This window comes from Janthinobacterium aquaticum, from assembly GCF_009208565.1.
GTDB lineage: Bacteria > Pseudomonadota > Gammaproteobacteria > Burkholderiales > Burkholderiaceae_D > Janthinobacterium.
The window spans coordinates 1-24,645 of the sequence record NZ_WFLK01000008.1 but is presented as its reverse complement, the minus strand read 5'-3'; the positions used below and the strand labels follow the sequence as shown (position 1 = coordinate 24,645).

At 60.1% G+C, this 24,645-nt stretch carries 17 protein-coding genes, 1 rRNA gene and 1 pseudogene; 7 read left to right on the top strand and 12 right to left on the bottom strand.

All coding sequences use genetic code 11. The annotated features are described in order from the left end of the window. The first annotated feature begins 80 nt into the window (after positions 1–80). The 4 genes from GCM43_RS13955 to GCM43_RS13940 all read left to right on the top strand — a co-directional run bounded on the left by GCM43_RS13955 (position 81) and on the right by GCM43_RS13940 (position 4,737). Positions 81–1,076, top strand: a complete 996-nt coding sequence (locus GCM43_RS13955) for a BMP family lipoprotein (protein ID WP_152245268.1) — start codon at positions 81–83, stop codon at positions 1,074–1,076. Positions 1,077–1,156: 80 nt separating this feature from the next. Next, complete coding sequence (locus GCM43_RS13950; protein WP_152245266.1) at positions 1,157–2,686, top strand: ABC transporter ATP-binding protein; 1,530 nt, start codon at positions 1,157–1,159, stop codon at positions 2,684–2,686. Then, entirely contained in the window at positions 2,683–3,762 is a 1,080-nt protein-coding gene (locus tag GCM43_RS13945) for an ABC transporter permease (protein WP_152245264.1), read from the top strand. The genes GCM43_RS13950 and GCM43_RS13945 overlap by 4 nt, the downstream gene beginning before the upstream one ends. 3 nt (positions 3,763–3,765) lie before the next feature. Beyond that, positions 3,766–4,737: an ABC transporter permease gene (locus tag GCM43_RS13940; RefSeq protein WP_152245262.1), complete on the top strand. Its 972-nt coding sequence runs from the start codon at positions 3,766–3,768 to the stop codon at positions 4,735–4,737. A 511-nt stretch (positions 4,738–5,248) separates the two neighbouring features. Here GCM43_RS13940 and GCM43_RS26155 read toward each other — a convergent pair. After that, a pseudogene (locus tag GCM43_RS26155) lies at positions 5,249–5,830 on the bottom strand (NUDIX domain-containing protein); the annotation flags it as partial. Positions 5,831–5,913: 83 nt separating this feature from the next. Here GCM43_RS26155 and GCM43_RS13930 point away from each other — a divergent pair. Next, the gene (locus GCM43_RS13930; RefSeq protein WP_152245258.1) at positions 5,914–6,687 is read left to right on the top strand and encodes a DeoR/GlpR family DNA-binding transcription regulator; all 774 of its coding nucleotides are present in this window, start codon (positions 5,914–5,916) and stop codon (positions 6,685–6,687) included. Here GCM43_RS13930 and GCM43_RS13925 read toward each other — a convergent pair. The 4 genes from GCM43_RS13925 to GCM43_RS13910 all read right to left on the bottom strand — a co-directional run bounded on the left by GCM43_RS13925 (position 6,674) and on the right by GCM43_RS13910 (position 14,213). Beyond that, the gene (locus GCM43_RS13925; RefSeq protein ID WP_152245576.1) at positions 6,674–7,747 is read right to left on the bottom strand and encodes a S1/P1 nuclease; all 1,074 of its coding nucleotides are present in this window, start codon (positions 7,745–7,747) and stop codon (positions 6,674–6,676) included. The genes GCM43_RS13930 and GCM43_RS13925 overlap by 14 nt on opposite strands. Beyond that, complete coding sequence (locus GCM43_RS13920) at positions 7,747–8,967, bottom strand: phospholipase D-like domain-containing protein (RefSeq protein WP_152245256.1); 1,221 nt, start codon at positions 8,965–8,967, stop codon at positions 7,747–7,749. The genes GCM43_RS13925 and GCM43_RS13920 overlap by 1 nt, the downstream gene beginning before the upstream one ends. A 16-nt stretch (positions 8,968–8,983) precedes the next feature. Further along, positions 8,984–10,684, bottom strand: a complete 1,701-nt coding sequence (locus tag GCM43_RS13915; RefSeq protein ID WP_193315619.1) for a bifunctional metallophosphatase/5'-nucleotidase — start codon at positions 10,682–10,684, stop codon at positions 8,984–8,986. Positions 10,685–10,796: 112 nt separating this feature from the next. Continuing rightward, complete coding sequence (locus GCM43_RS13910) at positions 10,797–14,213, bottom strand: TonB-dependent receptor (protein ID WP_152245254.1); 3,417 nt, start codon at positions 14,211–14,213, stop codon at positions 10,797–10,799. Positions 14,214–14,772: 559 nt separating this feature from the next. On the opposite strand from GCM43_RS13910, the gene GCM43_RS13905 reads away from it, so the two are divergent. Continuing rightward, a complete protein-coding gene (locus GCM43_RS13905; RefSeq protein WP_152245252.1) occupies positions 14,773–14,970 on the top strand; it encodes a hypothetical protein in 198 nt (65 codons plus the stop codon). A gap of 28 nt (positions 14,971–14,998) precedes the next feature. Here the strand turns inward: GCM43_RS13905 and GCM43_RS13900 are convergent, their stop codons facing one another. From GCM43_RS13900 to puuE, 6 genes are all read right to left on the bottom strand, one after another. After that, complete coding sequence (locus GCM43_RS13900) at positions 14,999–16,507, bottom strand: adenosine deaminase family protein (protein WP_152245250.1); 1,509 nt, start codon at positions 16,505–16,507, stop codon at positions 14,999–15,001. 42 nt (positions 16,508–16,549) lie between these two features. Continuing rightward, positions 16,550–17,863: a guanine deaminase gene (gene guaD, locus GCM43_RS13895; protein ID WP_152245248.1), complete on the bottom strand. Its 1,314-nt coding sequence runs from the start codon at positions 17,861–17,863 to the stop codon at positions 16,550–16,552. A 9-nt stretch (positions 17,864–17,872) separates the two neighbouring features. Further along, entirely contained in the window at positions 17,873–18,916 is a 1,044-nt protein-coding gene (xdhC, locus tag GCM43_RS13890) for a xanthine dehydrogenase accessory protein XdhC (protein WP_152245246.1), read from the bottom strand. Further along, on the bottom strand, positions 18,913–21,255 hold the full coding sequence (gene xdhB, locus GCM43_RS13885; protein WP_413770957.1) for a xanthine dehydrogenase molybdopterin binding subunit: 2,343 nt from the start codon (positions 21,253–21,255) through the stop codon (positions 18,913–18,915). The genes xdhC and xdhB overlap by 4 nt, the downstream gene beginning before the upstream one ends. Before the next feature lie 26 nt (positions 21,256–21,281). Then, entirely contained in the window at positions 21,282–22,748 is a 1,467-nt protein-coding gene (xdhA, locus tag GCM43_RS13880) for a xanthine dehydrogenase small subunit (RefSeq protein ID WP_152245242.1), read from the bottom strand. Between the two features lie 97 nt (positions 22,749–22,845). Then, entirely contained in the window at positions 22,846–23,799 is a 954-nt protein-coding gene (gene puuE / locus GCM43_RS13875) for an allantoinase PuuE (RefSeq protein WP_152245240.1), read from the bottom strand. A 111-nt stretch (positions 23,800–23,910) separates the two neighbouring features. Between puuE and uraH the strand changes: the two genes are divergently transcribed. Further along, positions 23,911–24,264, top strand: coding sequence for a hydroxyisourate hydrolase (gene uraH, locus GCM43_RS13870; protein WP_152245238.1), 354 nt, complete (start codon positions 23,911–23,913; stop codon positions 24,262–24,264). A gap of 281 nt (positions 24,265–24,545) precedes the next feature. Here uraH and rrf read toward each other — a convergent pair. After that, positions 24,546–24,645 (bottom strand): 5S ribosomal RNA (rrf, locus tag GCM43_RS13865); the annotation flags it as partial.

Here is a 24,645-nt window from a genome sequence, read left to right as displayed (position 1 = left end):
GAAAAACAGGCTAAATCGCCCCCAAATTATTTGTTTCTCCTATAAAAAATATACAATATCGATCTTCCAGGAGCCAATTCATGAAACTTACACAATTTAGTTTGACGATCGCAGCCGCTTTGCTGGCTGCTCAAGCGTCCGCGGCAAACCCTAAGCTGGGTGTCGTGTATGACGCGGGCGGCAAGTTCGACAAGTCGTTCAACCAATCCGCTTTCGAAGGCGCAGAGCGCTTCAAGAAAGATACCGGCATCTCGTTTATCGAAGTGCAGGCCTCCAGCGACACGCAGGCCGAGCAGGTCATGCGCGGCCTGGCCCGCAAAAAACTCGACATGATTGCCGCCATCGGCTTTGCGCAAACGCAAGCCGTACAAAAGGTTGCCAAGGAATTTCCCAACGTGAAATTCGTGCTGATCGACGGCCAGGCTGCCGGCGCCAACGTCAACTCGGTGGTGTTCAAGGAAGAAGAAGGCTCCTATCTGGTGGGCGTGGCTGCAGCCATGGCCAGCAAGAGCAAGAAAGTCGGTTTCATTGGCGGCATCGATATTCCGCTGATCCGCAACTTTGCCTGCGGTTACGCGCAAGGCGTCAAAGCCGTCAATCCGAAAGCGGAAGTGACGCAGAACATGGTCGGCACCACCTCGGCCGCCTGGAACGACCCGGCCAAGGGCGGCGAACTGGCCCGCTCGCAATTCGAACGCGGCGTGGACGTGGTGTTTGCCGTGGCCGGCGGCAGCGGCATGGGTACGTTGCAGATGGCCAAGGAAAAAGGCAAGCTGGCCATCGGCGTCGATTCCAACCAGAATCACCTTTACCCTGGCAGCATCCTCACTTCCATGGTCAAGCGCGTCGACAACACCGTCTATGACAGCTTCATGCAAGTGAAAAACGGCACCTGGAAAGGCGGCACCAGCTACAAGGGCCTGAAAGAAGGCGGCGTGGACTGGGCGCTGGACGCCAACAACCGCAAGCTGATTACGCCGGAAATCGAAAAGCGCGTACTCGGTGCGCGTAAAGACATTATCGACGGCAAGATCAAAGTGATCGATTACCGCGTCGGCAGCAGCTGCCCGGTCTAAGTCCACACAGTATCTCTAAGCGCGCCGCCGGGGCCAGTCTCCGTGCGGCGCGTTTCCATGAAACTATCCATAACGAGCCTATGCAGCCAGCAGTAGAATTTCGCAGCATCTCCAAGCACTTTGGACATGTGAAGGCGAACACCGACGTCAGTTTCTCCATCGCCAAGGGCAGCATCCACGGCCTGGTGGGCGAGAACGGCGCCGGCAAATCCACCCTGATGAGCATCCTGTACGGCTACTACCGTGCCGATGGCGGAGAAATCCTGCTCGACGGAAAAGTACAACCGATCCGCAACAGCCAGGAAGCCATCAGTCTCGGTATCGGCATGGTGCACCAGCATTTCATGCTGGTCGAAAACTTCACCGTGCTCGACAATATCATGCTGGGCACGGAAGGCGGTTTTCGCCTGGCCAGCCACCGCGCCGAAGCCGAAGCGCAGTTGCGCGACATCTGCGCGCGCTACCGGCTCGATGTCGACCCGCTGGCCAAGATCGAAGACCTGTCGGTCGGCGCGCAGCAACGCGTGGAAATCCTCAAGCAGATTTACCGCAGCGCCAATATCCTGATCCTCGACGAGCCAACGGCCGTGCTGACGGCGCAGGAAACGGCGTCGCTGTTTGAAATCCTGCGCCTGTTCAAGGAACAGGGCAAGACGATTATCCTGATCACGCATAAATTGCAGGAAATCCTGGAAATCACCGACAACGTCACCGTCATGCGTGGCGGCACGGTGGTCGGTGCGGTGGCGACTGCCGGCACCTCCAAGGAAGAGTTGGCCAACATGATGGTGGGCCGACCGATCCAGAGCCATCTGCCGCGCGCGCCTTACAATCCGGGCGAGACCGTGCTCGAAGTCGATGGTCTGCAACTGGCCGACGACCAGCAGGTCAAGCTGCTGGCCGATATCGGCTTCAATCTGCGCGCCGGCGAGATCGTGGCGATTGCTGGTGTGTCGGGCAATGGCCAGAGCGAGCTGATGGAGATTTTGTCGGGCATGCGCCTGCCGACTTCGGGCAAGCTGCGCTTCCAGGGCAAGGACCTGCCATTCGGCAAGCGCCATGACGCCGACGGCCTGCCATTGACGTTTCGCAACCTCGGTATTGCGCATATTCCGGAAGACCGCCTGCGCGATGGCGTGGTGAAAAATTTCTCGGTGATGCAAAACACCATCCTCGGCTACCAGGACCACCTGAAAAACCGCTGGGGCCTGTTCAACTTCAAGGCCATCGGCGCGCGCTGCGCCGAACTGCTGAAAACGTTTGACGTACGCCCGGCCAATCCGGACCTGCGCATCGGCCTGCTGTCAGGCGGCAACCAGCAAAAGGTGGTGATTGCACGCGAAGTGCTGGCCAAGCCCAAGCTGATGCTGGTCGGCCAACCCACGCGCGGCGTCGATATCGGCACTATCGAAAGCATCCACACGCAACTGCTGGCCCTGCGCGACGCTGGCGTGGCCATTTTGCTGGTGTCGGTGGAACTGGAAGAAGTACGGGCGCTGGCTGACCGTATCCTGGTCATGTGCGGCGGACGCATCACTGGCGAACTGAACATTGAAGAATTCGATACCACCCGCATCGGTCTGTTGATGGGGGGAATGCATAAATCATGAATAACGACTTGCCACGCTGGGCGACAGCCTTTGTCATGCCCTTGTTAAACCTGATGTCGGCCCTGCTGGTGGCCGCGCTGGTTATCTATATGCTCGGCGAAGACCCGGGCGAATCGCTGGGGATCCTGGTCAACAGCGCCATCCTCAATCCGGAAGGCCTGAGCTACACCCTGTTCTACGCCAGCACCTTTATCTTTACCGGCCTGTCGGTATCGGTGGCGATGCAGGCCGGCCTGTTCAATATCGGCAGCGAAGGCCAGATGTATATCGGCGGCCTGGGCCTGACAGCCGCCATGCTGGCGTTCGACCAGACCCTGCCGGCCTGGGTGCTGATTCCCGTGGCCATGATTGGCGCAGCGCTGTTTGGCGCCTTATGGGGCTTTCTGCCTGGCTACCTGCAGGCAAAACGCGGCAGCCATATCGTGGTCACCACCATCATGTTCAACTTCATCGCGGCCAGCCTGATGAACTTTGTGATCGTGAAATACCTGATCCCGCCGGGCGAACAGAATACCGCCAGCCGCGTGTTTGCGACGAGCGGAGAAATGCCGCGTCTCAATACCTGGTTCCCGGGCCTGGGCGATACGCCGCTCAATATCAGCTTTATTCTGGCCATCGTTGCGCTGGTGATCTACGGCGTGATGGTCTGGCGTTCGTCGTGGGGCTTCAAGCTGCGCGCCACCGGCCTGAACAAGCACGCCGCGCACTATGCCGGTGTATCGATCAGCAAGATGATCATTATCGTGATGCTCATTTCCGGCGCTCTGGCCGGTCTCGGTTCGGTCAACTCGATTATGGGCTCGACCCACTATCTGTCGCTCAATTTTGTCGGTGGCGCCGGCTTTATCGGCATTGCCATTGCGCTCATGGGCCGCCAGCATCCGGTCGGCATCTTTCTGTCGGCCGTGCTGTTCGGTGCGCTGATACAAGGCGGGTTTGATTTGTCGCTGGAAAAACCGAATATTCCAACCGAGACCTTTATCTTTATCCAGGGCCTGATCATCCTGTTCTGCGGCGCGATGGAAAACTTCTATGCACCGGCCATTTCCGCCCTGCTCAAGCGTAACAAAGGCTAAACCATGACACTCGACGACTTTCATTTCGCCAGCATCCTGGTGTCGACCGTGCGCAATGCGCCGGTACTGATCTTTGCCGCCATGGCCGGCCTGTTTGCCGAACGCAGCGGCATGATCGATATCGGCCTGGAAGGCAAGATCCTGGCCAGCGCCTTTGCCTCGGCGGCGGTGGCCTACACCACGCAAAATCCGTATTACGGCATGGCTGCCGGCATGGTGGTGTGCGTGGCACTGGCGCTGCTGCAGGCCTATGTGAGCATTACGCAAAAGGGCAATCAGCTGGTGGCCGGCATGGCCATCAATATCGCCATGAGCGGCCTGACGTTCGTGCTGGCGCAGTTTTTCTTCCAGCAAGGCGGCCGCACGCCCGACCTGGGCACCGCGCGCCTGTTCGATGTGGTGCTGCCCGGCACGCAATATGTGGAAAACATTCCGTTTATCGGCTGGGTCTACGCGCACCTGATCGGCGGCCACTCGATCCTCGTGTATGTGGCGTTCCTGCTGATTCCGCTGGTGCACTGGCTGCTGTACCACACGCGTTTCGGCCTGCGCCTGCGCGCCTGCGGTGAAAACCCGCACGCGGCCGACTCGGCTGGCGTCAGCGTGGAGGCGACGCGCTATATGGCGATGCTGGTAGCCGGCATTCTGTGTTCGTTCTCGGGGGCATACCTGGCCATCGTGCAAAGCGGCTTTTTCCTGCGCGACATGTCGGCCGGCGCCGGCTACCTGGCGTTGACGGCGATGGTGTTCGGCAACTGGCGTCCTGTCTATACCTTCCTGGGCTGCCTGATGTTCGGCTTCTTTGCCGCCATCCAGATCCAGATCGAAGGCGTCGACCTGCCGGTGGTAGGCCGCATCCCCGGCTCGCTGATCCAGATGGTGCCGTATGTGGTGACCGTGATCGTGCTGGCCGGGTTGATGGCCAAGTCGGTAGCGCCGAAGGCGATTGGTATTCCGTTTGTGAAGTCGCGGTAATCTCTTAATGCCTCAATGACGAGAAATCGTAGGTCGGATTAGGCCCTCCGGGCCGTAATCCGACAACACCTCTAGCGCCAACAATATTGTCGGATTACGGCCTCTCCGGGGCCTGCGCGGCGCGGCCTAATCCGACCTACTCCGTCTTTGCAACCTCCTCCAGCGAGTAATACACCGGCAAGCCCAGCTTGCGCGCTACCTCTACCATCAGGTCGGCGCCGCCCGACGCTCCACCTATCCGCAACACCGCATCGCAATGGCCCAGCAGGCGCGTGGCATGGGCGTGGAACAGTTGCTCGTAGACGGCGTCGCCCACCGCTTGCGATCCGGCCAGCGCCAGCATCGGCAGGGCCAGCCATTCGCCCAGCACCGGCAGATGGCCGGCCAGGTATAGCGGCAGGCACAGCGCTTCCATGGCCGCCACATTGGCTGCCATCAGCAGCGGATCGTCACCGGTGCCGGAGCGGTAGGGCCCGGCAATCAGTATCTGCAGGCCACGCTGGCGCGGCAGCAGATGCAATTGTGCATGCTGCAGCAGCATAATGGTCTTGCCGTCGCAGATGCGCCCGTCCTGTACCATGGTCATGGCGTGCGCGATCGGCAGTTCCAATACTTCGATATCCTCGCCTTCATGCGCCAGGCCGCCGCCATCGCTGACGCGGCTGGCCGGATCATATTGGGCAACAAAGAAATGCAGCCGTTCGGTGACGGAGCCGGGGCTCATGAAGGCCTCGAATACCTTGTGCACCTTGCCTACCTTGTAGCCGGTTTCCTCTTCTACTTCGGCGCGGATGCGCTGCTCGGGACTGGCTTGTTCGAGCAAGCCGGCGGCCGCCTCGATCAGGAAGCCATCGTGGCCGTCGCGCCAGGTGGGAAAACGGAACTGGCGGATCAGGATCACCGTGCGCCGCTCACGGTTGTACAGCAAGATGGTGGCGCCATCGCCGCGGTCATAGGTCTCGCGCGTCTGCGTCTGCCACTGACCATCGCGGCGCAGATAATCAAACGTGGTTTTTTTCAGTACATACCAGTCATCGGACAGCGTTTCGACGCGCTCGATGCGAACTCGTTCAATCGGGTTTTCCTGTCGCATAAGGTCTCCTTGGGCTTGCGTGCGCCGACTATATCATGCAAACTTATGCAATATCATGCAAATTCAAGAAAATACGTGAAAATATGCTGACACACCAACGCAAACAATTTCTGCTCGATCTGCTGGCACGCGAAGGCCAGATCGTCGCCAAGCCGCTCAGCGCCAGCCTGGGCCTGTCGGAAGACACGATCCGGCGCGACCTGCGCGAACTGGCTGCCGAGGGTCTGTTGCAGCGCGTCCACGGCGGTGCTCTGCCGATGTTGCCTGTCCTGCCGGCCTCGCCGGCGCTGGCGCCGTTTGCGGGCCGCGAACAGCTGGCGCAGGACGCCAAGGCCGCCATCGGGCGCGCAGCTGGCGCCATGATCAAGCCGGGCCAGCTGGTGTTTATCGATGGCGGCACCACCGCCGTGCAGCTGGCGCGCCAGCTGCCGCGCGACCTGCAGGCCACCGTGGTTACGCACAGCCCGTCGATTGCGGTCGAACTGGTGCAGCATGCGCTGATTGAAGTGGTGATGCTGGGCGGGCGCCTGTACAAGCACTCGATTGTCAATGTGGGCGCGGCCACGGTGGAAGCGATCGGCCGCATCCGGGCCGACTGGTATTTTATGGGGGTATCGAGCCTGCATCCGCAGACCGGCATCACTACCGGCGACTTCGAGGAAGCCGCGGTCAAGCGTGCGCTGTGCGCGGCATCGGCGCGCACAGCGGTGCTGGCGTCGCCGGAGAAACTGCAGACGGCGTCGCCGTTCCAGATCGCGCCACTGAGCGAGGTCAGCGATATCGTGACCTCGCAACAGGTTGATGAGGTGCTGCTGGCGCCCTATCGCGAGCTGGGTATCACGATTACTTTGGCGTAGGCCAGATCGCCTGCAGCAGTGCGGTCAGGTGATAGCCGGCCTCGGTCAGCTGCTGGCGCGCGAGCGCCGAGCTCGGTACCGGGTAATTGTCCGGCACCGTCAGGGACCACACTTTGTAGACGTCGCCTTTGCGGCTGGTCTGCTCATAGGCCGGGCCGGCCACCACACCGGCGTAGGCGATCTTTGATGCAGCCAGCGAGGCATCGGCCCACTGGTAAGGCCAGCCGAGCGGCTCGCCCGTATTGATAATGACGGCCGGCGCGCCGGCGATCATGGCCTGCGCAAACTGTTGCGGCGTGCGGGTGCTGGAGCGGCGAATGGCGTAATCGACCACCGTGCTGTCCCAGTAGGAGTGGAACGGTTTGGTGGGCGACTTCAGTGCAGCGGGTTTGGCGTCCGGTCTGGCATCAAGCTGCGCCGGCGGTATCACCGCGTCGGACGCTGCAGTCATGGCGGCATCGTCCAGCAGCAGATTGTTGCCGCCGCGCGCATCGAACATGGCAATGCCGTCGATCTGCGCCTGGCTCGTTGGCACCACATAGCTGCCGTCTTTCGCCACATAGGCGGCGCCCACGTGCAGCGGCTGGTGGATATCGCCAACCAGATGCGTGACCAGGATCAGCGCCTGGCGCTGGCTGAAGTCATGCGGATTGCTGGCCGCATCGGCTTTTCCCTGCAGCACCAGGATCGCCTGTTTGAGCGTTTGCACGATATCGTCGTCGGCCGTACCCACGCCATGGTCGTGGTAGTGGGCATCCTGGAACGGCACATCGGTGTAGTGGTACTCGCTGTGCTTGGGGTTCGCTGTCACATAGGCCAGCATTTCCGGCGTTTGCGGACCGCAATACGTGCCCTTCACGCAGTCGGCCCAGGTAGCGATTTTTTCCAGGCTTTCACCGGGCAGCAGCAAGGCGGCTACCTGCGCCTGGGCGGGCGTGCCCTTGAGCAATTGATCGGCCATGGCGCCGACGGCGCGGTGACCGTCATTGCCCCAGGCCAGCGCCTGGCCGGAGGTAAACGCTGCCGACAGCGCCAGCGCGCAAGCGAGTTTTCTGTGCATCATTCCGGTGTGCCTTTCGCTGGTTTCGGATAGGGCTTGTTGATATCGATCGGCTGGGCGTAAGACGAACTCCAGGTTTGCTCGTGCAGGGCGGCAATGCGCTGCGCCATGGCTTCGCTGCGCAGCACCACTTCCAGGTTGCGCGACAAATCAAGATAGCCGCCGGCCCAGTTGCTGGTGCCGACCCAGGCCAGCTTGCCATCGATGCTCATGGTCTTGCTGTGGATCACGCGGGCAAACGGAATAAAGCCGGTCGAGGCCACTGGCAGCGTAACGATGCGAATTTCCACGTTCGGCACCAGCGCCAGCGATTTGAGGTAGGCAATCGCCGGCGCTTCGGTATTCCAGTTCGACACCATCAGCTTGATCTTCACGCCGCGCGTGGCGGCTGCGCGCACGGCATTGTCGATCACCGCATAGTAGGGACGCGTGCGGTTCGGGCCGTACGACAGCGGCGCATAGTCGAGCAGCTGGATGCGCACCTCGCTTTTGGCTTCGGCCAACAGCGCCGGCAGGCCGCTTTGCGAGTCGCCCACGCCAGGCGGATTGTAGGCGTTCGGGCTGGCCAGCAAAAAGGCATTCTGCGCGTAGTTGGCCGGCACGGTGGTGCTGTTGCGCACGGTGGCTGGCTCGCCTTTTGCGGTCAGGGCCTGCGCCTGCCAGTCCTGCTCGAATATCGCCTGCACCTGCCCTACCATCGCCGGCTCGGTGATTTTCAGGCCGGTCTCATGGATATGCTCGAACGAGCGCCAGTCGAAATTCTGGCTGCCGATATAAGCGACCTTGCCGTCGACTGCCAGGTATTTGGCATGCACGATGCCGTTGCCGGTGACCTTGTTGAAGTCGATGATGCGCAGCTCGAGGTTGGGAATCGCCTTGAGCTGCGCAATGGTCGATGCTTCCGACAGGCCTACGCCCTTCTGGTCGAGCAGGAAGCGGATTTTGACGCCGCGCTGGCCGGCCGCAGTCAGACTGGCCAGCACTTTTTCAAACGCCGTGCCAGGTTTACTGACGGCATAGAACTGGGCAATCACGATCTCGGATTTCGCTCCATCGAACAGCTCGCTCCAGACTTGCAACGGCTCGCGCAGGTCGGGGTTGGTCAGCGTGGTTTCCACCGGCGAAGTATGCACCAGCTCGTAGCCAGGAATAGTGAAATCGGCATGGGCGCTGCCGGCAAACAGGCTGGCAACAAGAACGGAAAAGTAAAGACGACGCATGGGTATTCCTTTGCTGTTATTTGACGCGCAAGATGCGGCCCAGCGCGGCGCTGCTGCCGGCCGGCTTGCCGGCGCGCGCGCGCTCGATCAGGTAATCGCTGAAGGCATCGATATCGCGCACGCCGGTGTCCAGGCGGCGCGTGCCGTTGGCCAGTACGGTAAAGCGGTCGCCGCCGCCGGCCAGAAAACTGTTGGCCGCCACGCGGTACTGTTGCTGTTCATCGACAGGTTTTCCATTGAGCATAATGCTGCCCGCGACCACGCGCTGGCCTTGCGGCTTGGTGCTGTCCCAGCGATATGAAAAGCCTTCCGACACCTGCAGCAGATTGCCTTCATCGGCCTCGGCGCCCGGCCACTGCTGCTCAAGCAGCGTGCGGATTTGCGCGCCGGACAGGCTGACCACGATCAGGGTATTGCCAAACGGAACCACCGCCTGGTTCTGGCCGACATTGGTCATCAGATCGGCGTCCGACTCCAGGTCCTTGCGGATGCCGCCATTATTCATCAGGCCAATTTGCGCACCGGCAGCACGCGCGCCAAACAGCGTGCTGTCTGCCACCAGGTCGCCCAGCGCCGACTCGCCGCTGCCCTTGGTGCTGCGCCCGACCAGCGGCACGGCAATTTTCGCCACCGGACGCGACAGCTCGGCCGCACTGCGCTGCTTGACCGCCGCCAGATAGGCGCTGACCGCCGGGTCAGGCTCATAGACGCCAGGCAGCATCACCACGTTTTGTGCCTGGGCATCGATCAGCGCATTCTTGCCCGGATCCACGCGCAGCTTGATGCGCGTCATCATATGCCCGCCCATCTGCGCCTGCGTCACCAGCCGGCCATCGACGCGGCACAGATAGCCCTGGTGAGAATGGCCGCTGACCACCACGCGGATGGCCGGATCGAGCCGTTTGACGACATCGACCACATCGCCCTTGAGCGCGCTGCAATCGGGCTGGTCGACATATTCCTTCGTTTCGCCGCCCTGATGCAGCAGCACCACGAATACGCCGACGCCCTGCGCGCGCAGCGCCGGCAAGGTGGCGTTGATGGCGTCGGCTTCATCGATAAACTGCAGGCCGGCAATACCAGCGACCGTCACCACCGATGGCGTATCTTTCAGCACGGCGCCGATCAGGCCCACCTTCACGCCATTCGCTTCTTCGATGCGATAGGCTGGCAGCAGCGGCTTGCCGGTCTGGCTGTCGATCACGTTGGCGGCCATATAGGTGTAGCTGGCGCCGGCAAAATCAGGTGCATATTTGCAGGCCTTGTCGGCGCGCAACGACTCGCAGCCGCCGCGCTGCTGGCGCAGCAACTCCGCCTTGCCCTGGTCAAATTCATGGTTACCGACCGAACTGGCTTTCATGCCCAGCATATTCATGGCCACGATGCTCGGTTCGTCCGCCCACAGCGCCGACATGGCCGGGCTGGCGCCGACCAGGTCGCCATTGCCGACAAAAATCAGCTGCGCGTCATCCTTGCGCCAGGCCTTGAGCGCCCCGGACAGCACATCGATGCCGCCGGCCTGCACCGTCACCTTGCGCGCCGGATCGGCCACGCTGATATAGGTAAATTTGCTGCTGTCGAGATTGCCGTGGAAATCATTGAGCGCGACCAGATTGATGTCGACCGGCGCGCGTGGCGCGGTAGCGCAACCGCCCAGCACAGCCAGACTCATGATCAGGGCGGCCTGTGCCAATGGGGTACGTGGTAAGTGGACCATGGATTTTTTACTCTGGAGAAAAAGGGAAAGGGTAAACCATCTTGCGCAATAAAAAAACGGCTGGTGTCGCCACCAGCCGTTTTTCAGTTTGCAGCTACGCTGTCATCACGAATCAGAATTCGTATTTGACGGTTGCCTGCAGTGCCCATTGCGATTCGCCTTTGACCTGACGCGTTTCCAGGCCTTCCACGACCGCACGGGTGTTGTACACATACTTGCCGTTTTGCATACCGACATAGTCAACGAAGCTGCGTACCTGGCCGCCTGCACTCTGGAAGCCCACTTCATCAATGCGGCCCCATTTGCGGTTCAGCAGGTTGCCGAAGTTCAGGATATCGAAAGTCAGGATGCCTTTGTTACCCTTGAAGAAGCCTGGCACTTCCTGGCTCATGCGCACGTCAAAGCTGTTGGTCCATGGAGCAAAGCTTTCGTTACGTCCGATGACGCCACCCTTGGCTTTACGCAGGTCGCCATTGGCGTTGACCACTTTCCAGAACGCTGCCTCGTTGGCAGCGCGTGCTGCTGGCGTGGCACCGGCAAACACCACTTCGCCCGAACCTGGCGCGCTAGGAATGTACATCAGGTCGTTACCAGCCAGGCCGTCACCATTCAGGTCGTTGTTGATGGTCCAGCTGTACGGCTTGCCGCTGCGGCCTTCATAGAACAGACCGAAAGTGGTCTTGTATTCGCCGAAGAAACGCTTGGTCCAGTTGACGTTGGCGGTAAAGCGGTCCTTGACCAGGTAGTTCGAGTTCGACGCCACGTTTTCGTTCGGATTGAACACGGCGCGACCACCCCAGTTCGAGCTCGAGGTCGACGACGTCAGTGGCGACACTTCCGTGCCGTCGGTATAGGTGTACGACGAACCCCACGACAGGCCGTCACGGGTCGGGCTGCGCACCGACAGGGTCACGACATTCGACTCGCCCTTGTCGGTATTTTTAGCCATCAGTACCTGGCCAAACGCCGCATTGCTGCCGGCCTTGGTCAAGGCGCTGCAACTAGCGCCGCCGATAAGGCTGCCGTTGGAATTCCAGCAAGCGGCATTGTAGGCGTTAGGACCGTAGTACAGAGGACGACCGTCGCTGCCGGTCGCCGTTGGCGCACCCATGTTCAGCTCTTCGTAATAGATCGCGCTCTTGGTTTGGAAGCGCAGGTACTCAGCGCTGACAATCAGACCCATCCATGGCAGTTCATGTTCGATGGCCAGGTTGGCTTTCCACACCGAAGGCTGGGCCAGATCATTGCTCAGGGCATCAACCTTCATCGCAGGAATCACTGCAGGCACGCTCGTTGGCTGCTTGGTCGGATCTGGATTGAAGAAACCATCGGTGGTCGGGCAGGTGCCGGCCGACGAGGTGCAGGTAATGTTCTGCGTTGCCATACCGGTATTCTGGTATGGATTACCCAGCCAGACGCTCATGGCTGCGCCCTGGAACAGGCCGAAACCACCACGCACCTGGGTCGGACGTGCCGACTCGAGCTTGTAGTTGAAGCCAAAGCGTGGCTGATACAGATTCTCGCCATCAATGGTGTGCGAGTTATCGATACCGAAGCCGCCGGTCTGGCGACCGGTTGGCGTGGTACGGGCGATGGTTGCCTCTGCTGCACGGGCGTTGTAGATCGGCTTTTCACCGATACGGGTGCCATCGACGCGCAGGCCGGCCGTCAGCGTCAGCTGCTTGTTGACTTCCCATGTATCTTGCAGGAACAGGCCGATGTTTTTCAGCGAGAACGTTGCAACCGCGTCATCGAGCGTACGGCCAGCTTGTGGCACCTGGTAGGTGTACGAGCTAGGACGGCCACGGCTGAAGTTTTCCAGCACGGCTGCCTGGATTTGCGCCGCCGTCGTCGTGGTCGCGCCGCAGTTGATGGCGCCGAACGAGTAGGCTACCGTTGCGCTGCTGTTGATACAGCCAAACGTGTAGTTACCATTGACGTTTTGCAGGAAGGCATTGTAGATGTCGTTCTTGCTGTAGTCGGTACCGAACTTGACTTCATGGTCGCCCAGCGACCAGGTGCCGGCTGCGTAGAAATCCTTGGTTTTGGTGCCCAGAATGTTGCGCTGACGACTCTGTTCGGTACCGAAATTGAGGAAGCGGTTACCGGTAGCCAGACTAGCCGGTGCGCCAGCTGGCAATGCGCCGCTGAACTGCAGGCCGATTGACGGCAGATAAGCGTTGTTGCGCGGCACGCTGTCATAGTCGCGCGACGAAACTTTGACTTCGGTCGAGAAGGTTGGGGTCCACTCGGCGGTCCATTGGCCTACCAGCGTTTCCAGGCTCTTGTTCTGGTCATACCAGTACGAGCTCAGCGACAGACCGGTACCCGAGAAACCGGTATAGATCGGCTCGGACTGCTCGGTTTTGGTGTAACGCAGCATCAGGCGCTGGGTATCGGTCAGATTCCAGTCCAGTTTGAGCAGCTTTTCCGTCGCCGTGAATTCGGAGCCGGAAGGCACTGCCGACGTACCGGCATCGATGCCGTAATTATTCTTGGCAATGGCAATTGCGCTGTCGATCGCGGCCTGGGTAATGGCAACGTTAGTCTGTGCGCTGCCGACAGGACCGAACGCTGGCGCGCCGCGCGAACTGGAGGTCTTTTCGTAGTTGGCAAACAGGAACAACTTGTCTTCGATCAGCGGGCCGCCCAGGGTAATACCCTTGGTGGTGTCTTTCGATTTTGGCGGCGCGTAGTAGGTGTCGTTCGTGCTGTTAAAACGGTCACCAGCGGTGCTGTCGTTACGGAACGTGTAATAAACGCTGCCCTTGACCTTGTTGGTACCCGATTTGGTCACGGCGTTGACGTTCGCGCCGGTGTAGCCTTTTTGCGTCACGTCGTAGTTGGCAACGTTGACCTGCACCGACTGGATCGCCTCGATCGAGATCGGCTGCTTGCCGGTGGCGGTACCCGATGCTTCCAGACCGAACGTGTCGTTCACGGCCACGCCGTCAATCGTCATCGAGTTGTAGCGCGAGTTTTGGCCGGCAACGGAAATTTCACCGCGCTCTTTGTCGGTTTGCGACAAGCGTGGGTCGGCACGGGCGTAGTCTTGCAGGCTGCGCGAGATCGATGCCTGGGTCGCCAGTTCGGTCGGGCCGATATTGGTGCCGGCTCCCATGTTGGTACGATTGAAAACCTGGTTGCGAATAGCATTGGTGTTTACTTTCACCACTTGCATCTCAGCGCCCAGCGTGGCGTCGACGTTAGCCGTTTCGGCCAGCGCGATATACACGCCTTCGCGTTTTTCAACCTGGCCATTTTTGGTAATGGTAATGGTGTAAGGACCACCGGCACGCAGGCCGCGCGCAACGTAACGGCCTTCCGCATCGGTAGTCACGTTGCTGGCCGAGCCGGACTCAACGTGAACGATATTCACTTGAGCGCCGGAGGCTGGCTGGCCATCGGTGGAGGAAATGCGTCCGCCAATCGAGGATGTCGTATTCTGTGCGAACGATGGTGCGGCCGCCAGTGCGATAGACAGGCTTAACGCGATTTGCGTCAGCCGAAGTCGTTTGTGATTGATCATCTTGTAACCCCAAAAAAGACTATTATTTTTGAAAATACGGTGATTGCCTCACTGCCCGGCTGCGCCGCACAGCAACACAAACACAACATTTCCTCTTTACTATGCTGCAACTGTTACACCGGCTGGTAACGGCTGCCAGCCTTGACGGGGCCGGCGGCACTGATGTTTCCATGGCTGCCACAGTCATCGATATTCAAGCAAAACTGGACGACGCCCGAGGCTGTCATCCCACTGTCACAAGGCGCTAGCTCCTGTGACATGCAGCTCCCGGCATGAACCGGCCAAACCGACCAAGCCGAGAGTGTAATTGTTAAATATTTCAAGACTGTGACACGGTTGTGACCATCGTTGGATTTCGACACATTTGTCGATGCGCTCGAATTTCACTCTGTTTGTCACATAAATCTCTTGCAAATACCCGCTTGTAGCTCTTGCCAACAACCAAAATTGTGACTTTTTACCATGACTCCATCTCACTATGCATCATCGAAAAATGGATGACAAATACGTTTTATTTTAATTATTAAGACAATAAAAATATAAATGACAGTGAAGTTGCATGCAAAAAACACGCTCTGAGAAGGCGGCGGGTCTATGGCGCGAAATTATAAGTGAGCACTATGTGCTTGAAATTGTTTCATCTTCGAAAAAAGTAAAAGACGCGGATATGCCCGGGATTGTGTCGCTTCGTCGCCACAAAATTATCAGGAAAACATCACGGAAAAGACAGCGCAGCCGGCGCTTGCCGGCTGCGTGAAGACAGTCAGTGAAGACTGAAGAAGGACTTACGGTTGTTGCTTTTTGGCAGCCTGGTCGGCTGCCGCGATGGCCGCTTCGAATTTGGCAAAACGCCCTTCAAGCGCCTTGAGCAAACGTTGTTTATCCGCCTCAGCCAGGAAAGAATAGCGCAGGCTGTTAAACGACAGCTTTTTCACTTCTGCGTAGTCGGTCTTGTACTGGCTGGCAAACAATACGTACTCGTTTGACAAAGTGTTGCGCGAGACGCCGGCGTCATCGGTGGAGATCACGAACGGCACGCCGTACTTGCGGTACAGCGTAATCGGGTGGGCCTGGCCCTTGACGCCCAGGATATAGTCGTTGCTGGTCAGATTGACTTCCACGGGAATACCGCGCTCGCGCATCTTCTGCATGGTCGCCAGCGCATTGGTTTCATACGCGATATCCATGCCGTGACCGATACGGTTGGCGCCGGCCACCTCGACCGCTTCGGCAATATGGAAACTCATGCCTTCAGGCGGCACCATGCCCAGCGCCAGCTCGCCCGCGTGCAGCGCAATCTTGACGTTTGGATACTTCGCCTTGAGGAACTTGAACATCTCCATATGCAGGCTGTAGTCGCGCATGGAAATATTGACGCTTTCCTGGCCCACGATATTGACGCCCACCACCAGCGGATTGAGGCTGGCCGCCTTGAAAGCAGCGAGCATCGACGAATACACTTGTGACGGCGACAGGAAGCGCAGCACATAAGCCTGGTAGCGCATGGTAAAGCTGGCGTCGTCGATGCCGGCGCTGCTGGTATTTACATTGTCGTTGTAGGCAGTCACGCTTTTCTGGAACGACGCATCCTGCTCCAGCTGCTCAGTCCAGTTGGCCAGCACGGCCTGCAACTGCGCCGAAGGCAAGCCCGGCTTTAATACCTGCTGGTCGAACTGCGCATTCGAGACAAACGGCGACAGCTCGAAGATCGTTTCGATATAGCTGAGGTTTTCGGCAATCGCGCGCTGCTTGAGCGTTTGCAGGCCTTCGGCCGTATTGGTGGAGGCAACCGGGCCGAAATAGCCGAAGGTGTCAAAAAAGGTCCGGTCAGGCGGCGTCTGCAGGCCGCTGTGATTGTAGAAATCCTTGGTCGACCAGCGCTGCAGCAGTTCGGCGTACAGGCCGGCATCGGCAAACACTTCGCCGGACGACAGGCAGCTGCGCTGGCCGGCCGGCTTGGCGCGCTCGGCCGCCACCACGTCCTTGTTGCTTTCAATCCGGTAGGTGCTCTTGTTGACGCAGTAGTTTTCCTTGTCGACCCAGTCCAGGAACTGCTCGGCATAGATGGCACCCGAGTAATGGTGATGCAGGTCGCCGCCCTTGGGCATCATGGAAAAAAACAGGCTCAGTTCGGCCGTCTTCGGCGTGCTGCCTGCCACCAGGGCGGCGAAATGGCGCGCCGTGGCTGCTTCATTGCTGTTGCCAGCCGGTTTGGCTGCCTGGGCAGTAGCGGAGAAAGCCAGCGGAATGGTCAGCGCCATGGCCAGCGCGACGCCAGTGAGTTGTTTTTGCATCAGCACTCTCGATCAGGATAAGGTAGTCGGACGAAACAGGCGCTACTGCTGCCGCACATGGACGCACGCGCCACCGGAATAGGTGGCCGCCACCACGCGGTCATCGCCCAGCAGCGCCAGCGCAAACAGCAGCTCTTCAAGGCTCTGGCAACCGGCCGTGCGGCGTTCCAGCAAGGGCGTTGCCTTCTGGTCAAGCACGATGAAATCCGCTTCCGCGCCGACACTGAAATTGCCCAGCGTGCCTTCAAGCTGCATGGCCCGCGCCGCACCCAGCGTTGCCAGGTAAAACATGCGCAAGGCAGGCAGGTAGCTGCCTTTCAAGCGTGCTACTTTATAGGCTTCGTTCATGGTTTGCAACATTGAGAACGAAGTGCCGCCACCCACGTCGGTGGCCAGCGACATCATCATGCGCGCCGCATCGGCCTGCTCGAAATCAAACAGGCCGCTGCCGAGAAACAGGTTCGAGGTCGGACAGATGGCAGCGGCCGCGCCCGTTTCAGCCATGCGCGCGCGGTCGTGCTCGTCAAGCCAGATGCAGTGGCCATACATGGCGCGCGGTCGCAGCATGCCGTACTGGTCATAGACATCGAGATAGCTGCGCGACTGCGGATGGAGCTGATGGACCCAACGGCATTCATCCTGGTTTTCCGATACATGGGTCTGCAGGAAGGTGTCGGGATAAGCACGCGCCAGTTCTCCTGCCAGGTGCATCTGCTGATCGCTGGAAGTGGGCACGAAGCGCGGCGTAATGGCGTACAGCGAACGGCCGCGCTTGTGCCAGCGGCCGATCAGCGCTTCGGTATCGCGCGCGCTCGATTCGGCCGTATCGCGCAGGAACTCGGGACAATTGCGGTCCATCATCACCTTGCCCGCCACCATGCGCAGGCCGCGCGCTTCGCTGGCGGCAAAAAACGCATCGACCGATTGCGCATGCACGCTGCCATACACCATGGCGGTGGTGGTGCCGCAGCGCAGCAGCTCATCGAGGAAAAATTCGGCCACATCGCGCGCGTGCAGCGGGTCTTCAAACGCGCGTTCAGTGGGGAAGGTATAAGTTTCCAGCCATGGCAGCAGGCCCGGTGCTGGCGAGGCGATCATTTCCGTCTGTGGAAAATGCACGTGGGTATCAATAAAGCCGGGCACGATCATCTTGCCGCGATAGTCGACCACGTCGCAGCCCGGTGGCACCGTGGCAAGCAGTTGCGCATAGTCGCCGGCAGCGAGCACCTTGCCATCGGCCACGATCAGCAAGCCATCCTGGTGCCAGGCATGCGCATCGGGGCTGAAGGCCGGATCGGCGTGAAAGTGCAGCAAGCTGGCACGGTAAGCTTGCACGGAGGCAGGGACGATCGACATGACTTCTTTCTATATTGAATAAATTGCGCGCTGCTGTCGCGGCGCTGACGGGGCGACATGAGCGGCATCGGCGGCAGCTTCCCATACCTGCAATAACTGGCAGGCCACCGAGGCGGCAATCACGGCCGGCTCCTTGCCTTTGATACCGGGCACGCCGATCGGACAGACCATGGCGGCGATGCGCTGTTCAGCCACGCCGCGCGCGCGCAGGCGATGTTCGAACTGGCGCCGCTTGGTCAGCGAGCCAATCAGGCCGAACCAGCCGGCATCGTCGCGCGCCATGATAGCCTGCGTCAAGCGCTGGTCCAGTGCATGGCTGTGTGTCATGACCAGGAAACTGGCGCCCGGCGGTGCCAGTGCAACCTGTTCTTCGGGCATGTCGCTGGCAATCACCCGTGCATTATCCGGTATTTGCGCGGGGAACATGTCCTCGCGTTCATCGACCCAACTCACCGTGCACGGCAAATGCGCCAGCGCACGCAAGATGGCGGCGCCCACATGGCCGGCGCCAAACAAAACCAGGTGCGCGCGCGGCGCCAGGCAGGCGTCGACCAGCCACCGCCGGCCTGCGGCATCGTGCATCAGATGCGTGCCACGCTCGCGTGAAAAACTTTGCGGCGAGCCCAAGGACGAACCGGCCAGCCATGCGCCATCGGCATCGTGGAGCGCTGTTGCTTGAGCGCCCACGGCGCTGACGCGCCAGCTGTCTTGCTGGCGGCGCTGTTGCAACTGTTGCCACCATGGCGTACCGGCATGGACTGCTTCAAAGGCCAGATAGACCACGCCGCCACAGCATTGTCCAAGGCTGGGTCCCAGCGCCAGGCGCTCGATGCGGGTAGCTGTGTCGCCCGTCATCAGCATGGTCTTGGCGATCTCCACGGCGCGCAGCTCCAGATGGCCACCGCCGATGGTATCGACCTGGCCATGCAGGCCCACACGCATTTTTGCCCCCGCTGCACGCGGGCCGGAACCTTCAACCATGGCTACTGTCACCAGAATCGAATCTGGCGCTTCGCCGGAAATCGTACTGAGCGCACTGAGCCAGTCGCTCATGCCGGCCTCGCGCCAGCGGCCTGCACCGCCATTACCGCCTTGAGGATTTCCTCGCTGGTGGCTGGCGCATTCAATGGCGGCTGCACCGCATGGCCGGCCACGCTGGAGACGGCGTCGCGTATGGCAAAAAACACAGAAAACGGCAGCAGCAGCGGCGGCTCGCCCACCGCCTTGGAACGGTGGATGCTGTCTTCCACATTGCGGTTCTGGAACAACTGCACGCGAAAATCTTCGGGGCAATCGGAAATGCCCGGTATCTTGTAAGTCGAGGGCGCGTGCGTCATCAGTTTGCCCGCCTCGTTCCACCACAGCTGCTCGGTAGTGAGCCAGCCCATGCCCTGGATAAACGCACCTTCCACCTGGCCGATATCGATGGCAGGATTGAGCGACTGCCCCGCGTCATACAGGGCGTCGGCGCGCAGCAGCTTCCATTCGCCTGTCAAGGTATCGACCACCACTTCGGCTACGGCCGCGCCATACGCGTAATAGCTAAACGGGTGGCCGGTCATGGTCTTGGCATCCCACGACAAGCCTGGCGTGGCATAGTAGCCATCGGACCATAACTGCACGCGCGCCAGATACGCCTGCTGCACCACCTGCTCGAACGGCAGCGCCTGGCCGTTCACATGAATCCGGTTACTGAAAAAGCGCACCTCTTCGGCCACGCCGCCATGGTGTTTGACCGCATATGCGGCCAGACGTTCCCGGATCTGGCGCGCCGCATCCTGCGCGGCCTTGCCATTGAGGTCGGCGCCGGTCGAGGCGGCGGTAGCCGAGGTATTGGCCACCTTGCTGGTATCGGTGGCGGTAATGCGCACGCGTTCCAGGTCCAACCCCAGCTCATGCGCCACCACTTGCAGCACCTTGGTATGGATGCCCTGCCCCATTTCCGTGCCGCCATGATTGACCAGTACCGAGCCATCGACATACACATGCACCAGCGCGCCAGCCTGGTTCAGGTGCGTGACATTGAACGCAATGCCGAATTTCAACGGCGTCAACGCCAGGCCTTTTTTCAGCACCGGACTGGCTTCGTTCCAGGCATCGATGGCAAGGCGGCGCGCGCGATAGTCGCTGCTCGCTTCGAGTTCGGCCATCAGTTCAGGCAGCACATTGTCGACGATGACCTGGCCGTAGGGTGTGACGTTGCGGCCGTCCTCGCCATCGCGGCCGTACAGGTTGAGCAGGCGGATATCGAGTGCGTCGCGCCGCAAGTGGCGGGCGATTTCATCGATGGCGTACTCGATGGCAATCGCGCCCTGCGGCCCGCCAAAACCGCGAAACGCCGTGTTCGACTGGGTATTGGTCTTGCCGCAGGCGGCGCGGATGTCGACATCCGACAGGTAGTAAGCATTGTCGAAGTGGCAGACGGCGCGCGTGGCCACCGGGCCCGACAGGTCGGCCGAATAGCCGGCGCGTAGCGTCATGTCGACGCGCGCTGCCAGTATCTTGCCCTGGTCGTCATAAGCAACTTCGTACTCGTAATAAAAACAATGGCGCTTGCCGGTGACCAGCATATCGTCGTCGCGGTCGGCGCGCAGCTTGACCGGACGCTTCAGCCTGGCAGCGGCAATCGCGGCAGCCGCCGCCCACAGGGCCGACTGCGACTCCTTGCCGCCAAAACCACCGCCCATGCGACGGCACTCCACCGCCACATGATGTGAATGCAAGCCCAGCGCATGGGCGACTACATGCTGCATTTCGCTCGGATGCTGGGTCGAGCACAGCACCTGCATGCCCTGCCCTTCCTTTGGAATGGCATAGGCAATCTGGCCTTCCAGATAAAACTGTTCCTGGCCGCCCACAAACAGCTGCCCGCGCACGCTATGCGGCGCTGTGGCAAACGCAGCCGCTGCGTCGCCGCGCGCCAGCCGCATTGGCGGCAGCACATAAGACTGCGCGGCCTTGGCCGCCTGCGGGGTCAGTATCGCCGGCAGTTCTTCATAGCTGACCTGCGCCAGGCGCGCGGCACGGCGCGCGTGATCGTGACTGTCGGCCACTACCAGGAACAGTGGCTGGCCCACATACTGCACCAGGCCGTCAGCGAGGATGGGGTCGTCATGAATAATCGGGCCGCAATCGTTGGTACCCGGAATATCCTGGGCCGTGTACACAGCGAGCACGCCGCGCGCCGCGCGCACGGCCGACAAATCCATGGCAGTGATGCGCGCATGCGCCTTTTGCGACAGCCCCAGCGCCGCATGCAAAGTGCCCTGCAGTTCGACGATATCATCGGTATAAGTGGCCTGGCCCAGCACATGCAGCTGCGCCGATTCATGTGCGCTGGGCTTGCCGACGGCGCTCCAGTCAGCTGCCTGCAAGGCCTGCATGCCGGGCATGAGAGGATGGTTCATACTGTTTCCTTTCAGGCGCGGCAAGCGTAGGCGTTCAATTCAATGCGCTGCAGCGGTGCAGTGCGGCGCGTTTCCAGCCAGAAGCGGCGCAACAGGTTTTGCGCGGTCGTCATGCGATAGTTGCCGGAGGCCCGCATGTCCGACAGCGGCGCATAGTCGTCGCGCAGCAAGCCCATGGCAATCACCAGATTGTCTTCCGTCCAGGCTTGGCCACACAGGAATGTTTCGGTTTGCGTGGCGCGCTGGGGTGTGGCCGCCATGCCGCCAAACGCGATGCGCGCTTCAATAATCTGTTCGCCCTCAAGCGTCAAGGCAAACGCGGCGCAGACGGCTGAAATATCCTGGTCAAAACGCTTGGCCAGTTTGTAGGTACGGAACTGCACGTTCACGCGTGGCAACGGCACGCGCAAGGCTTGCACGAATTCCGTCGGCTGCAGGTCTTTCTTCTGGTAGCCAAGGTAAAAATTCTCCAGCGGCATCACACGCTGGCCGGCAATACTGCCCAGGACGATCTGTGCACCCAGCGCGATCAGCCACGGCATCGAGTCACCGATCGGCGAGCCATTGGCGACATTGCCGCCCAGCGTGCCGGCATTGCGTATCGGCAGGGAAGCAAAGCGTTGCCACAGTTCCGACAATTGCTCCGGATAATGCTGGCACAGCGCCGCATAGGCATCGTTCAGGCTGGCGCCGGCGCCGATCTCCAGTTGGCCGTCAGCGACCGTGATGGCTTTCAGCTCGGCGATATTGCCCAGATAGATGATTTCTTTCAGCTCGCGTAATTGCTTGGTGATCCACAAGCCAACATCGGTGGAGCCGGCCAGCAGGCAGGCTTGGGACTTGTCGGCACGCAGCTGCGCCAGTTCGGCCACAGTGCGCGGCGCATGAAATTGCTGGCCTGCATAGTCATAGGTCATCAGACGATCACGCTGCAGCGCCTGCAGTTGCTGCGCCAGCGCCTGGCGGTCAAAACTGACGGCGGGCAACTCGCTCATGCGCCTGGCCGCGTCGATAATCGGACGATAGCCGGTGCAGCGGCACAGATTGCCGGACAGGCCATCGTCGATCTCGCAGCGCGTTGGTGCCGCGCCCTCTTTCTTCAGATACATACCCCACAGCGACATGGCAAAGCCGGGCGTGCAAAAGCCGCATTGCGAAGCGTGGCATTCCACCAGCGCCTGCTGTACCGGATGCAAGGCGCCGTCGTGCTGCTGCAGGTCTTCCACGGAAAACAGCGCCTTGCCATCGAGTGCCGGCAGCAACTGGATACAGGCGTTAACGGTTTTCAGCTCGACCTGTCCATCGACCAGGCTACCGACCACCACCGTACAGGCGCCGCAATCGCCTTCGGCGCAGCCTTCCTTGGTGCCGGTGCAATGCAAATCCTCGCGCAGATGCTGCAGCACAGTCTGTGTGGTTGCCGCATTTGACACTTCCTGTACGGCACCACGGTAATAAAAGCGGATCGGATCTGACATGCTGGCCTCGTTCGTGTTCAGTGGTGCAGATTAACACCGGCACACCATACAACTATATGCAAAGGCTGATTTTACTTATCACGATTGATCAATAGCGTCATGCCTGGCAGGGATGATGGACGTGCCAGTGCTCGGCAATATCAATGCGGCGCGTAATCCAAACTTGTTCATGCTGCTGCACATAGTCAAGGAAACGCGCCAGTGCCGCCGCACGCGCGGGCCGTCCGACCAGCCGGCAATGCAGGCCGACCGACAGCATCTTGGGCTGGTTCAATCCGTTCGGATCGCCTTCCGCATACAGCACGTCAAACGCATCTTTCAGATAGTCAAAAAACTGCGTACCCGAGTTAAAACCTTGCATCGCCGCAAAACGCATATCATTGGTATCGAGCGTGTAGGGCACGATCAGCTGCTGTTGGACCGCAGGTTTGCCGGCGGCATCGGTAAAGGCGACCGGCTGCCAGAACGGCAAATCGTCGCCATAATAATCGGCGTCATAGCGAAAGCCGCCATGCTCGACTACCAGACGGCGGGTGTTGGGCGAGTCGCGCCCGGTATACCAGCCTTGCGGCGCCGAGCCGGTCAGCTCACGGATAATCTGCACAGCCTCGCGCATATGCTCGCGCTCGCTTGCCTCGTCCATATTCTGATAGGAAATCCAGCGCAGACCATGGCAGGCTATCTCGTGGCCGAGCTGCTGGAACGCGGCGACCGCTTCCGGATTGCGCTGCAGGGCCATCGACACGCCAAACACCGTCAGCGGCAGCTTGCGCTCTTCGAACATGCGCAGCAAACGCCACAGTCCGGCACGCGAGCCATATTCATAAATCGACTCCATGCTCATGTGACGCGCCGGAAAGGCAGCGGCGCCAATGATTTCAGATAAAAACGTTTCCGAAGCGGCGTCGCCATGCAGCACGCAGTTTTCACCGCCCTCTTCATAGTTGAGCACGAACTGCAGCGCAATCCTGGCCTTGCCGGGCCATTGCGGATGCGGTGGCCGGCGGCCGTAGCCGACCAGATCGCGCGGATAGTTGTCGCCAGTACCCATAACTGCCTGCCTCGCCAATAGGAAATAGTGGTTCAATCATATAGCCGCGCGCTGCCACAGGTATATGATTTGTGCGATAAGCACATTCACCCTCAACGTATAGGAAAGCAAATGGGAAAACTCAGCACGCATGTACTCGACATCGCCCACGGCAGGCCAGGCGCTGGCGTCAAGGTGGCGCTGTTTTCGGTAGCGCCGGAAGGCAAGGTCCTGCTGAAGATGGATGTGACCAATATGGACGGCCGCTGCAGCACGCCGCTGCTCGAAGGCGACAGCATGAAAGCAGGGCAGTATGAACTGGTCTTCAACGCCGGCGACTACTTTGCCGGCCAGGGCGTACAACTGCCGTCGCCGCGCTTTATCGACCTGGTCACGCTGGCTTTCGGCATTGCCCATACCGATGAGAATTATCATGTGCCGCTGGTGGTGTCGCCGTGGTCGTATTCGACTTATCGGGGGAGTTAAAACGGGCTATTGTCGGATTATTGGATGATGCGTCGGTCGGATTATCACGCCAATCGAATCATCACGCCAATCGAATTGGCGCGTAGGTCGGATTAGCGCGCAGCGCGTAATCCGACAACACCGCTGACGCTAACCATATTGTGCCGCCAACAATGTTGTCGGATTACGGCCCGAAGGGCCTAATCCGACCTACCCGACCCACCGACCAACGTGGTTTGCAAAAGTAGCAGACGTAAAAAAACCCCAACCGGATTACCGATTGGGGTTTTTTCGAATAACAAGCCTGACAATAACCTACTTTCACACTGGTTGCAGCACTATCATCGGCGCAAAGTTGTTTCACGGTCCTGTTCGGGATGGGAAGGGGTGGGACCAACTTGC